Genomic DNA, 12,490 nt, shown 5'->3' with positions numbered 1-12,490 from the left:
ATCTTTTCTATCAGTTCTCCACTATATATTGATTTCACACCATTTTACTACTCGCGACTATGAAAATAAAAAGAGATCTCCACTCGTTTTCTCCCTCTGTTTTCACTCGGCATGGGGCTAAAAAAGCATTGAACCCTTCTACCCATGGGCGGATTCTCTCTTCCAACCAAAAAGGAAAGCTTTTCTATCAGTTCTCCACTATATATTGATTTCACACCATTTTACTACTCGCGACTATGAAAATAAAAAGAGATCTCCACTCGTTTTCCCCCTCTGTTTTCACTTGGCCTGGGGCTAAAAAAGGCACTGACCGCTTCTATCCATGGGCGGATTCTCTCTTCCAACCAAAAAAGAAATCTTTTCTATCGCTTTTTCTATTACATAGTATTTAAAAACTATTCCTCAAACTTATATCCAACTCGAATGACAGTCCCGATATGTTTTGCTTTGTCACCTAACTTATTCCGCAACTTTTTTATATGTGTATCTACAGTACGATCATCACCATAATAATCATATCCCCAAAGTTGATCTAATAAATGTTGGCGTGATAATACGATTCCTTTATTCTCCATTAAATAAACAAGAAGTTCAAATTCTTTATGCGTTAATATAATTTCTTCTCCGTTTACCGATACCGTGCGCGAAAGACGATTCACATCGATTCCAGCCATAGAAAGTGCATTCTCTTCTGCAACTCCTACTGCCCCATCAGCACGTTTTAATAAAGTTTTCGCCCTAGCTACTAGTACTTTTGGACTAAAAGGCTTTGTTACATATTCATCAGCCCCAAGTTCAAAACCTAACAATGTGTCATCTTCATCAGAACGTGCTGTAAGCATAATAATTGGTACCGCTGACTCTTTTCGAATGCGACGACAAACAGACCAACCATCTATCTCTGGCAACATGATGTCTAACATAATTAAATCAATTGTATGTTCAGCAAATAATTCTAATGCTTGTTTTCCATCTTCAGCTTCTATCACTTCAAAACCTTCATTGCGAAAATAATCACTAACAATTTCGCGTAGTCTTCTTTCGTCTTCAACAAGTAATACTGTTTTGTTCATCTGACCTATCCCGCCTTTTTACTCTTTCAATCGAATAATACGTTGATTGGAGCTTCCGCGAAATGGAAGTGTTAAGTCTCTTTTTTCAAGTTCAAACCTTCCATCGACCAGAACATCCCCATACTGTAACAACTCTATCATATCATTATTTTGAGAACTCTGTATCTCTTCTAATGTATAACCAGTGTAAATCCATAAGTTTTTTTTCAAAGTTTTCACCGCATTTGCTACTTTCTTCACTTCCGCAGCCTGAAAAAATGGATCTCCACCTGAAAATGTTACATCAGTAAGCGGATTTTTGGCAATCTCTTTCACAATTTCTTCTACGGTCATTTCAGTTCCATTACAAATATTCCATGACTTAGGATTATGGCATCCTAAACAACGATGCGGACAGCCCGCAAAAAACACAACTGTCCGCAATCCTTCCCCATCTACTACACTATCATGAATAATATTCATTACTCTCATTTATGTTTCACCCGATCCTCTTCTTCACTGCGCTTTGCACTATTCCATTTGGACATATCACCTACAAGATATCCCGTAATGCGACGGATTCTTTCTATTTGATTCTCGTCTTCGTTTCCACAGCTTGGACATTCATTTCCAATGACACCATGATAGCCGCAGCATTTGCAACGATCTACTGGGTGATTAATTGATCCATAGCCAACTCCATATTGCGCCATAGCCTGCACGATTTGTTTTAATGCTTTTTGATTATGAACCGCGGCCCCATCTAATTCAATATACGTAATATGTCCACCATTACAAAGCGCATGAAACGGTCCTTCTAAACGGATTTTGTCTATCGCTTGAATGTTGTAATAAACCGGAATGTGAAATGAATTCGTATAGTAGTTATGATTTGTTACACCGCTAATAACCCCAAATTCGTCTCGATCTTTTCTAACAAATTTTCCCGACAGTCCTTCTGCAGGCGTTGCAATTAAAGAGAAATTCAATTGATGTTCTTCCGTTGCCACATCCATTTTCTGTCTCATAAAGGCAACAATTTCCTGTCCAAGATTCCATGAATCTTTGTCTTCTCCATGATGTTTTCCTTTTAAAGCAACTAAACATTCTGCAAGACCAATAAATCCGATACTTAATGTTCCTTGCTTTAAAATTTCAGCGACAGAATCTTCAGGGTGCAAATTTTCTCCGCCCCGCCATACTCCTTGTGAATATAAAAAGTGAAAATCTCTTGCCTTTTTCGTACATTGGTAAGCAAATCGTTCTAGTAGTTGACGAATACCAAGATCGATATAATAATTTAAAGCTTCAAAAAATGCTTCTTTCGAGCCACTAATCAACGCTAGTTTCACTAAATTAATAGAAGTAAACGATAAATTCCCTCTTCCAATTGCAGTCTCTTCCCCATGAATATTGGACATAACACGAGTACGACAACCCATATAACATACTTCGCTTTCTGGACGCCCATCATAATGCACTGCATTAAATGGTGCATCTAAAAATGAAAAATTGGGGAATAATCGTTTTGCTGTCGTCTCTAACGCCAATTCAAATAAATCATAGTTCGGATCACTTTCTTCAAAATTCACACCTTTTTTTAGTTTAAAGATTTGAATTGGGAAAATAGGTGTTTCCCCTTTTCCTAATCCAGCTTGCGTCGCTCGTAATAATTGTTTAATTAACAATCTTCCTTCTTTCGACGTGTCCGTTCCGTAGTTAATAGAAATAAACGGAACTTGCCCACCGCCTCTACTATGCATGCTATTGGAATTATGGATAAAAGCTTCACAAGCTTGATACGTATCATTCTCTGTTTCTTTCCATGCAAACTCTTCTACTTGCTCTTTTGTTAACGGATACGTCCCTAATCTTTTCTTATTTCTCTCAAATGTTTTTCTTACATACGGTGCTAAATCAATATCAAATAACGCAAATGATTGACCACCATGCTGCATGTTTTGATTCGCTTGGAAAATAATCGAAGAAAGTGCCAATGCACTTTTAATATCTTGTGGTTGTCTCATATGTCCATGCCCAGTATGAAATCCTTTCTCAAGCATTTGCGCTAAAGGAATTTGCGAACACGTTGTCGTACCTGTCGCATAAAAATCTAAATCATGTGGGTATAATATATTTTGATTGATTGCTTTTTTCACTTGTTCAGAAAGCAACTGTTCCGTTGCATAATATTTTGCGCTCTCAGATGCGAATGTTCCCATCATTCCCATAGGAGACCGTCCATCAACATTTGCATTTTCTTGTATTAAATCTTGCTCATTCCCGTGGACTATTGTTTCAAACATCTTCACTAATTCTTCTCCACGCGCACTTTGTTTCATCATTTTTCAAACCCCCAACAACATCTTGTTTATTCACTAACAAAATGATACAACATATAGTTCTGGTGAGTCTGTGAGAAATGTAACATTCTTGTGAAAGTTTTTTTAAGAAACTTTGAATTTTTCATTTACAAAAAAGAAATGTGCTCTTTACAAATGTATGGTACAATATATGGGAAAAACTCTTTTTACCCTTTATCAACACATTTGAATAAAGGAGACTGAACTCATGCTTATTACATATCTTTTATTTATCGTTGCCTATTTACTTGGCTCGATTCCATCTGCACTTGTTGTTGGAAAAATTGGTTACGGAATCGACATTCGCGAGCATGGTAGCGGTAATTTAGGAGGAACGAATACATTTCGGACGCTAGGGAAAAAAGCAGGTTTTATCGTTACAATTGCTGACATTTTAAAGGGAACGTTAGCGACAGCTCTGCCGTTAATTTTTGTCTTAGATATCCATCCCCTTTGGTTTGGATTAGCTGCAGTTCTTGGACATGTATACCCAATCTTTGCAAAATTCCGCGGCGGAAAAGCAGTTGCAACTTCTGCTGGAGTACTCTTATGCTATGCGCCAGTTATTTTTGCAATATTAGCTGTTATCTTTTTCACCCTTCTATTTACAACGAGATACGTATCGCTTTCTTCTATGGTAACAGCTATCGTAGCTGTTATCGCATCAATTATTGACGGGGATAAAATCTTCATTGTTGCGATGTGTTTATTAGCTGGTATGGTTATTTATAGACACCGTGCAAATATTGGACGAATTATAAATAAAACTGAACCAAAAGCAAATTTGACAAAGAAACAAAAGTAAGGTTGTGACCCACATAACGCAAAAAGAAAACGCAAAGCATATTAATAGCGTCTTTTTGCGTTATTTTTTATACTAAAGAAAAAGCAACATAACTTGGAGGAACTATACATGAATCTTTCCGTAACAAAAGAAGCAGTAAATTGGTATAAAGATGAATTAAACTTACAATCTGGCGATACACTTCGCTTTTTCGTACAATATGGCGGTTGCAGTACTGTTCAAAAAGGACTTTCTTTAGGAATCCGTAAAGACGATCCTGCACATCCTGCTGTTCAAACTCAAGAAGACGGCATTACTTTCTTCGTTGAAGGTGATGATGAATGGTTCTTTGATGGACATGACTTATCCGTTACCTTTAACGACGGTGATGACTTCCCTCAATTTAATTACGAAAAATAAAAAAACGTGGCTTTTGCCACGCTTTTTTATTTTTTCTTAATTTCCTCATATTTCGCATACCACTCTGGATATAATTTCTTAAAGGACACAGGACGAAACCCTTCTTTTTTCGCACAAATATTTGTTGTTGTAGCTGTAATACAAAGATCTCCATCACCGTTATAAATTTCATATCCATATATAACACGAAGGGGACTAACTGAATCAATCCATGCTTTCACGATTGCCTTTTCTCCATAACGCATTGCTTTCCGATATGAAATTTGCAAATCTAATACGGGAGAAATAACTCCTTCTTTCTCCATTTCAATATATGAAAATCCTAATTCTTGTATCAATTTTGTACGCCCTAATTCAAGCCATACTAAATAATTTGAATGGTAAACAACGCCCATTTGATCTGTTTCCGCATAGCGGATCTCGATTTCGTGTTCTGCTACAAACATATCTTTATCTCCTTCTCACTTCTGTTTCCTTACATACATTTAATCATAATACAGTGAAATCAAAAATAAAATAGAAACGGTGGATCTTTTTACTGAAAGGAGCGAATATATGATTCAAATTGTAACCGTTCGTAGTGGTGATAGCGTATATAGCTTAGCGTCAAAATATGGCACTACACCCGAAGAAATTGTAAAAGACAACGGACTCAATCCAGCTGAGACACTTGTTGTCGGTCAGGCACTAATTGTAAATACGAGAGGTAATAATTATTATGTACAGCCCGGAGACAGTCTTTATCGAATTTCTCAAACATATAACGTTCCTCTTGCTAGCTTAGCAAAAGTTAACAATCTATCATTAAAGTCCATTCTTCATGTTGGTCAACAACTATATGTACCAAATGGCTCTAAACGAACGATAGAATCTATTGCCTACTTACAACCTTCTACTATTCCAATTAAAGAAAGTTTAGTGAATGCTACGCGGGCCATCAATCCTTATCTCACATATTTAGCCTACTTTAGCTTTGAAGCATTGCGCGATGGAACGTTAAAAGAGCCGACTGAAACCGCAAAAATTGCTCAAATTGCAGTGCAAGGTCAAACAATCCCAATGCTCGTTATTACAAATATTGAAAATGGAAATTTTAGCGCTGAATTAGCCTCTGTTCTTCTAAGAAACGCTACTATTCAAAATAAATTCATTACAAATATCCTCCAAACAGCTAAAAAATATAATATGCGTGATATTCATTTTGACTTTGAAAATGTTGCACCCGAAGATCGCGAAGCATATAACCGATTTTTACGAAATGTAAAAACACGACTACCTGAAGGATATACGTTAAGCACCACACTTGTCCCAAAAACAAGTTCGAAGCAAAAAGGAAAATTTTTCGAAGCACACGATTACAAAGCCCAGGGGGAAATTGTTGATTTTGTCGTGATTATGACATATGACTGGGGATGGCAAGGAGGACCACCGATGGCTATATCTCCTATCGGTCCCGTGAAACAGGTAATTCAATATGCAAAATCTCAAATGCCTCCGCGAAAAATTATGATGGGACAAAATTTATATGGCTTCGACTGGAAGCTTCCCTTTAAAGAAGGAAATCCACCAGCAAAAGCCATTAGCTCTGTCGCAGCCGTTGCACTTGCCCGTAAATATAATGTTCCAATTCGTTATGATTTTACAGCACAAGCACCACACTTTAATTACTTTGATGAAAATGGTGTACAGCATGAAGTATGGTTTGAAGATGCCAGGTCTGTTCAGAGTAAATTTAATTTAATAAAAGAACAAGGCATTCGCGGGATTAGCTATTGGAAAATCGGGCTTCCTTTCCCGCAAAATTGGCGTTTACTTGTGGAAAATTTCTCGATTACAAAAAAAGGCTGACAACTGTCAGCCTTTTTTACGCATCATATTCAGATTCATCTTTTATTTCACTTTTCAATGAATCAATACTTTCTAAACGGCGTTGATTTTTCGCTTCAATTGCAGCGCGATCTTTTTCATTCGAAACCTCTGCAGTTTCTTTTGCCTCATTAAAGTTATCAATCGTATTTTGTACCATTTCTTGTAGTTTTTCTACATTATCACTTCTGTCATCTGGATTCGCTTTATATTGCTCTGTCATATGAATTCCCTCCTAGTTGAAATATACATACCATGTTAGTTTTCCAAAAACGAATTAGATTATGTATGCACATAAAAAAAAGGAGAATGAAAACATTCTCCTTTTCTTTAACCGTTATCAACAATTGGTTGTTTCCCTGTTTGGTCTTGCATTTGCTTCCCTTTGTTTCCACCGGCTTTTTTCGACTGTGTTCCAATATGATCTGGTGTAAAATCTTTGGAATTCTTCTTTGGATTTCCCATTCTTATCGCCTCCTTATCACTAGTATCATACTAGTGATAAGAATTATTCAGCCTGCTTAAAAAGTTGCATTTCATAACGCTTCTCGATTCGTTCCTCAATCCGTTCAATTGCATCACGATCGTTTAGTAGTTGCCGCTTATTTTCCTTCACAAGTTCTTTAAATGTTCTTCGACGATTTCTTCTCATGCTGCTCATCCTTTCTCCTTCTCTTTCTTACTATAGTTAGTATAAGCAAATGAAAAACTCTTTAATCAGATTTGCAAGAAAATTTTATGTTTTGTCAAAGAAAAGTCTTTTGTTAACAAAAAAATCCATTAGCTGTTCTTAAACAACTAATGGATTCCCAAACATTTTATCCTGCTATTTACAAACAAGTAATATCCTCTCAAAATTCAGCAAAATGAAACAACTTAAGTAGGAGATGAAGAATTCCCCCACTGATTAAAGTTTCACTTTATCATTTCGTTATACTTAAATACTTTTTAATTTCTTCATCCGCATTATCTTTCATTTCTTTGTACTCATTCAGCGCTTGCATGACTGCATCATAACTCTCTAAAATATAATTTTCTAACTTTGTGAAGTCCTCTATGCTTTCAATCATAATTCTAGTTGTCCCTATTTCACTTTTTAAAGCCGGCTCACATTTTAAAGTAGGATATATTCCTAATATGTCTTGTTCTGTCTTTTCAGTTAAAACATATTTTTTTCGCCCTTTTACCTTCACCCTTATAATCGGATAAAAAGCCTTTATATCTAGATAACTTCCAACACTCACATTGCGAATCCATTCTATATCGCGATTATGCTTTACAAGCATTTCTTTTATTAGTGTGTACACTTCGTCTTCTTCAACCGTTTCTTTTTTTGTTTTCTTTTGTCCTTCTTCTTGAATAGCAGCACATTTTTGATACACAGCTGCACATGTGATACAGTCGTCAAGTGCATTATGAGAACTTAAACGAATTCCGAGCATTCTTTTTAAAGTTTCTAACTTATGGTTCGGGGCATGTTTCATATATCTTTTCGCTAAAAAGACGGTATCAATTACTATATTTTTAGGTTCTGGCAATCTAAGCATATTTGCATTACTCTTTAAAAAACGCATATCAAACGAAGCATTATGAGCAACAATGGTATCTTCTCCTAAAAACGCTAAAAATAACGGCAAAACTTCCTGAATCGTTGGAGCATCCGAAACGCGATAATTTGTAATTCCTGTTAAACTCGTAATTCGATTAGGAATAAATCGCTCTGGATTTACAAAAGAAACAAATTGATCTACCAGCTCATGATTACGATACCGAACCGCTGCCACTTGAATTATTCGATCATTATAAGGGTTAAATCCTGTCGTTTCAAAATCAATAACAACATAGTCTCCTGTCAATGGTAAATTCCCCACAATATACGCTCCCCAATCATTATTTTCGATGAAATTTCTTTCATCATATCACGAACAAGCTGCTTAATGAAAAAGAAAAGACAGAAATGACAAATAGTCAATTCTGTCCTCTTTCATTATTTTATTTTCGCAATTCTCTTCTCCATTTCTTTTTGTGTCATCGGTCCGATAAATTTATCTTGAATCACACCTTTTGTATCCACAAAATAAGAAGTTGGAATGGTAATTACTTTATACATTGTTGTAACATTTATATCTTTATCAAGTAAAATAGGAAATGTCAATCCCTTCTCTTCTGCAAACTTTTTCACTTTTTCTTCTCCGTTAGCACGTTCAGAAACCGTATAATTTACAGCAAGGATTTCTACATCATCTTTATGCTTCTTATAGAAAGCTTCCATATCCGGCATTTCCTGCTGACAAGGTCCACACCACGTTGCCCAGAAATTTAAAATAACTTTCTTCCCCTTAAAATCCGATAATTTTACTTTTGTGCCATCTAATTTTGATAACTCAAAATCCGGTGCAATCTTGCCTACTTCAATCCCATTTTTTGCAATGACTTCTTTCATCGCCGCTTCGCTTTTCACTGGTTCTTCCCTTACTTGTTTCTCATTCTTTCCGAGCTGTTCATAAACTGCATAGCTCGCTAAACAAAGCAACACTACAACAATGGTAAGCTTTCGCCACATATACATCATCCTTATCGCTTATCTCATTTTATATATCACTTAAAAATAACAATAGTATTTATACTTTATTTTAGCTTATACGGACAAGCTTGGAAATATTCTCCTTCAAAATAAATAGAATATTCTTAATAAAAATGAAAATCACTTCTTTTTATCATATAATAAAAATAGTTATAATTTGGAAAGGGCGTCATTATTTATGAATAAAACCGTTTTACATTGGTTACAATATGTTATCATTCTCCCCATTTTATTTTTCTCATTGTTTATTACAAGCTGGACTGCTAGCTACTTAAGTATTTCAGAGGACTGGAAACAACATATCGTCTTCACTCCCCAAACAGCAGAAGGCTCCAATCAAATTTATGAAATTGACAAACTGTTGTATGCCTTTAAGTATAATCCAGTTTTTACTACAATTTTTGTATTATCCATTGTCTATTTAATAGGAATTATGATAATTCGCTGGTTATACTGGAGAAAACATAAAACAGGATTAATCGGTTTACAACTCATGATTGTTCTTCCTATTTTTCTTTACACATTACTTGTCACACATTCTACAGGTGCGATAATTGCTGTGGAAAAGAATTGGGAGAAATATTTAGTCTTTTCACCAAAATCAATTACAGATGTAAATCAAATTTATTATATTGATAGGTTGTTATACGCTTCGCAAAAATCGCCTATCTCTAGCACAATTTTTATTCTAAGCTTTCTTTATATAATCGGACTAATCGTTTCTAAAATTTTCACTCAAATACGTTTTCGTAAAAATTTAAATACATGAGGTGATACTCCTGCTGCGATTACTCATCCATCCTGTGACTTTTATTTTTGTTATTTTACCACTACTTTCTATTGTTTATTTCAAATACCTTCATTTGAAATAAGGAGGGTTCTTATGCACTCATTTGAAAAAGCTATTCTCTATATTTTCAGTTTCATATTCTATCCTATTGGTATTATCGGATGGATTATATCCCTATTTAGTAAAGATCCTGAAAGAAGAAAAATCGGCCGTGTTTGCATTTATACAGCTTTGATATCGTTTATTTTATTCACTACACTTGGCATTATTAGCTTTTACTCCATTACAACAATCTCTAGTTCATAATAATCATAGAAAGGACGAATGCTATGGGAGAGCATCCAATTAGTAAAGAACTACGCTATATGCGCATATGTTTTGTCATCTTAATTTTAGTCCTTATATTTTTTGACAGAGGGAAGGTTGTTGAAGTCTCTACAAATCACGACACTCCAAGAATGGATGTACCAACTAATAATATGACACAAATTGCAGAAAATACATTTGCTTTACAAGAAGATGATCCTACAAGTGGTGATAGACATACTATCAAAATTTTCAAATATGATCCGGACACAAATAAGATTATATTAGTAAAAGAATTTAATACCGAAAACTATTCTACATACGAATACAAGCTCAATAAACCAGAATAAAGATAATTGCCCATAAAATGAGGAAGCTAACATCAGTCAGCTTCCTCATTTTGATTGAAAATATTTACTTTTCTCGTTTACTACAACATTTTACTTAGTTTGACACCTTAGATTCTTCAACTTTCTCACGAAGAACCATTTGCAGGATACCACCGTGGCGATAGTAGTCAATCTCAACTTCACTGTCGAAACGTGCTATTACTTCAAATTGTTTTTCGTTTCCTTCTGGGTCAATTGCAACTACTTTTACAAGGTCACGTGGCTTAACTGTTTTATCAATTTGAATTTCAAATGATTCGTTACCAACAAGACCTAATGTTTCTGTACTTTCGCCATCTTTAAATTGTAATGGTAATACACCCATTAGTACTAAGTTACTACGGTGAATACGTTCGAAACTTTCTGCGATAACTGCTTTAATTCCTAAAAGGTTTGTACCTTTCGCAGCCCAGTCACGAGAGCTTCCCATACCGTAATCTTTACCAGCAACTACAAGAAGTCCAGTGCCATCTTCTTTATATTTCATCGCAGCATCATAGATAGATGTTACTTCACCAGTTGGCCAGTAAGTTGTATATCCACCTTCTGTTCCTGGTGCGATTTGGTTTTTGATACGGATATTTGCGAATGTACCACGCATCATAACTTCATGATTACCACGGCGAGAACCATAAGAGTTAAAGTCAACTGGCTGTACGCCATTTTCTAATAAATAGCGGCCTGCTGGTGTATGTTTACCAATTGAACCTGCTGGTGAAATATGGTCTGTTGTTACAGAGTCACCAAATTTACCAACTACGCGTAAACCTGAAAGGGTTTCTACTTCACCTGGTTCTTTTGATAATCCTTCAAAGAACGGTGGATTTTGAATGTATGTTGAGTCATTATCCCAAGTATATAACGCTTCATTTGAAGTTTGGATTTCATTCCAGCGTTCATTGCTGTTAAATACTTGTGCATATTCTTTTTTGAACAATTCAGACGTTACGACGCTTTGAACCACTTCTTCAATTTCTTTAGCTGATGGCCAAATGTCGTTAAAGTAAATCGGGTTACCGTTTGCATCTTTACCGATTGCATCATTTTTCAAGTCGATATCGACTGTACCAGCAAGTGCATACGCCACAACAAGTGGTGGTGATGCTAAGTAGTTCGCTTTTACAAGCGGATGAATACGACCTTCAAAGTTACGGTTACCAGATAGAACAGATGTTACTAATAGGTCATTTGCCGCAATTGCTTCTTCTAATTCTAGTTCTAATGGGCCAGAGTTACCGATACAAGTTGTACATCCGTAACCAACTGTTTGGAATCCTAATTGATCTAAATAAGTTGTTAGGCCTGATTTATCTAAGTATTCCGTTACTACTTTAGATCCTGGTGCTAATGATGTTTTTACATAACCAGGTACTTTAAGTCCTTTTTCAATTGCTTTTTTCGCAACTAAGCCTGCACCAATTAATACATATGGGTTAGATGTATTTGTACAGCTTGTAATCGCAGCGATTGCAATTGCACCTGTTTTCATCGTTACTTCTTGATCTTTTAATGCAACTTTCACTTCTTTATCAAATTCTTGTTCATTGAACCCAAGTCCTTGCGTTCCAACTGGTGCCACAACCGCTTTATGGAACTCATCTTTCATGTTTGAAAGAGGGATTAAATCTTGTGGACGTTTTGGTCCTGAAAGGTTAGATTCAATTGTATTTAAATCAATTTCAACAAGATCTGTATAAATTGGATCTTTGCTGTCTGCTGTATAGAATAAACCGTTTGCTTTACAGTATTCTTCAACAATGCGAATTTGTTCTTCGTCTCTTCCTGTTAAACGTAAGTAATCTAATGAAATTTCATCAATTGGGAAGAATCCACAAGTTGCACCGTATTCTGGTGCCATGTTTGAAATTGTTGCACGGTCAGCTAAAGGCATGCTCTGTAGTCCGCTACCGAAGAACTCAACAAATTTACCAACTAC

At 35.7% G+C, this 12,490-nt stretch carries 16 protein-coding genes; 6 read left to right on the top strand and 10 right to left on the bottom strand.

Annotated elements, in window-relative coordinates:
* Positions 1 to 395: 395 nt before the first annotated feature.
* Genes MHH45_RS26380 through MHH45_RS26370 form a run of 3 tightly spaced genes read right to left on the bottom strand, consistent with a single transcriptional unit; the run spans position 396 to position 3,397 of the window.
* On the bottom strand, positions 396 to 1,073 hold the full coding sequence (locus MHH45_RS26380; RefSeq protein ID WP_003199064.1) for a response regulator transcription factor: 678 nt from the start codon (positions 1,071 to 1,073) through the stop codon (positions 396 to 398).
* Positions 1,074 to 1,091: 18 nt separating this feature from the next.
* Positions 1,092 to 1,544 carry an anaerobic ribonucleoside-triphosphate reductase activating protein gene (gene nrdG, locus MHH45_RS26375; protein ID WP_016115712.1) on the bottom strand — a complete coding sequence of 151 codons (453 nt, stop codon included), beginning with the start codon at positions 1,542 to 1,544 and terminating at the stop codon, positions 1,092 to 1,094.
* A complete protein-coding gene (locus MHH45_RS26370) occupies positions 1,541 to 3,397 on the bottom strand; it encodes an anaerobic ribonucleoside triphosphate reductase (RefSeq protein WP_016131791.1) in 1,857 nt (618 codons plus the stop codon). The genes nrdG and MHH45_RS26370 overlap by 4 nt, the downstream gene beginning before the upstream one ends.
* Before the next feature lie 226 nt (positions 3,398 to 3,623).
* Here MHH45_RS26370 and plsY point away from each other — a divergent pair, with 226 nt between their 5' ends.
* A complete protein-coding gene (plsY, locus tag MHH45_RS26365; RefSeq protein WP_088094275.1) occupies positions 3,624 to 4,220 on the top strand; it encodes a glycerol-3-phosphate 1-O-acyltransferase PlsY in 597 nt (198 codons plus the stop codon).
* Between the two features lie 108 nt (positions 4,221 to 4,328).
* Positions 4,329 to 4,619: a HesB/YadR/YfhF family protein gene (locus MHH45_RS26360; RefSeq protein WP_016131793.1), complete on the top strand. Its 291-nt coding sequence runs from the start codon at positions 4,329 to 4,331 to the stop codon at positions 4,617 to 4,619.
* Between the two features lie 26 nt (positions 4,620 to 4,645).
* Here the strand turns inward: MHH45_RS26360 and MHH45_RS26355 are convergent, their stop codons facing one another.
* Positions 4,646 to 5,065 (bottom strand): acyl-CoA thioesterase, encoded by a 420-nt coding sequence (locus tag MHH45_RS26355; protein ID WP_016115715.1) that lies wholly within the window; start codon positions 5,063 to 5,065, stop codon positions 4,646 to 4,648.
* A 109-nt stretch (positions 5,066 to 5,174) separates the two neighbouring features.
* On the opposite strand from MHH45_RS26355, the gene MHH45_RS26350 reads away from it, so the two are divergent.
* The gene (locus MHH45_RS26350; RefSeq protein ID WP_016131794.1) at positions 5,175 to 6,467 is read left to right on the top strand and encodes a LysM peptidoglycan-binding domain-containing protein; all 1,293 of its coding nucleotides are present in this window, start codon (positions 5,175 to 5,177) and stop codon (positions 6,465 to 6,467) included.
* Between the two features lie 16 nt (positions 6,468 to 6,483).
* Here MHH45_RS26350 and tlp read toward each other — a convergent pair whose 3' ends face one another.
* The 5 genes from tlp to MHH45_RS26325 all read right to left on the bottom strand — a co-directional run bounded on the left by tlp (position 6,484) and on the right by MHH45_RS26325 (position 9,048).
* Complete coding sequence (gene tlp, locus MHH45_RS26345; protein ID WP_003199079.1) at positions 6,484 to 6,708, bottom strand: small acid-soluble spore protein Tlp; 225 nt, start codon at positions 6,706 to 6,708, stop codon at positions 6,484 to 6,486.
* A gap of 107 nt (positions 6,709 to 6,815) precedes the next feature.
* A complete protein-coding gene (sspN, locus tag MHH45_RS26340) occupies positions 6,816 to 6,950 on the bottom strand; it encodes an acid-soluble spore protein SspN (RefSeq protein WP_003199081.1) in 135 nt (44 codons plus the stop codon).
* Positions 6,951 to 6,993: 43 nt separating this feature from the next.
* Complete coding sequence (locus MHH45_RS26335; RefSeq protein ID WP_077294947.1) at positions 6,994 to 7,137, bottom strand: FbpB family small basic protein; 144 nt, start codon at positions 7,135 to 7,137, stop codon at positions 6,994 to 6,996.
* Between the two features lie 271 nt (positions 7,138 to 7,408).
* On the bottom strand, positions 7,409 to 8,356 hold the full coding sequence (locus tag MHH45_RS26330) for a 3'-5' exonuclease (protein WP_016115718.1): 948 nt from the start codon (positions 8,354 to 8,356) through the stop codon (positions 7,409 to 7,411).
* A gap of 116 nt (positions 8,357 to 8,472) precedes the next feature.
* Complete coding sequence (locus tag MHH45_RS26325) at positions 8,473 to 9,048, bottom strand: redoxin domain-containing protein (protein ID WP_016131795.1); 576 nt, start codon at positions 9,046 to 9,048, stop codon at positions 8,473 to 8,475.
* A 199-nt stretch (positions 9,049 to 9,247) separates the two neighbouring features.
* Here MHH45_RS26325 and MHH45_RS26320 point away from each other — a divergent pair, with 199 nt between their 5' ends.
* The 3 genes from MHH45_RS26320 (at position 9,248) to MHH45_RS26310 (ending at position 10,515) form a co-directional block, all read left to right on the top strand.
* Positions 9,248 to 9,838, top strand: coding sequence for a YjdJ family protein (locus MHH45_RS26320; protein WP_016131796.1), 591 nt, complete (start codon positions 9,248 to 9,250; stop codon positions 9,836 to 9,838).
* Between the two features lie 114 nt (positions 9,839 to 9,952).
* Positions 9,953 to 10,165 carry a hypothetical protein gene (locus MHH45_RS26315; protein WP_016131797.1) on the top strand — a complete coding sequence of 71 codons (213 nt, stop codon included), beginning with the start codon at positions 9,953 to 9,955 and terminating at the stop codon, positions 10,163 to 10,165.
* A gap of 23 nt (positions 10,166 to 10,188) precedes the next feature.
* Positions 10,189 to 10,515 (top strand): YmzC family protein, encoded by a 327-nt coding sequence (locus MHH45_RS26310; protein ID WP_016131798.1) that lies wholly within the window; start codon positions 10,189 to 10,191, stop codon positions 10,513 to 10,515.
* 94 nt (positions 10,516 to 10,609) lie between these two features.
* On the opposite strand, the gene acnA is transcribed toward MHH45_RS26310, so the two are convergent.
* Positions 10,610 to 12,490, bottom strand: a 1,881-nt coding sequence (gene acnA, locus MHH45_RS26305) for an aconitate hydratase AcnA (protein WP_340863618.1), incomplete at its 5' end; no start/stop codon positions are given.

This window comes from Bacillus sp. FSL K6-0042, assembly GCF_038006685.1.
GTDB lineage: Bacteria > Bacillota > Bacilli > Bacillales > Bacillaceae_G > Bacillus_A > Bacillus_A pseudomycoides.
This window is presented reverse-complemented; position numbering and strand designations above follow the sequence as displayed.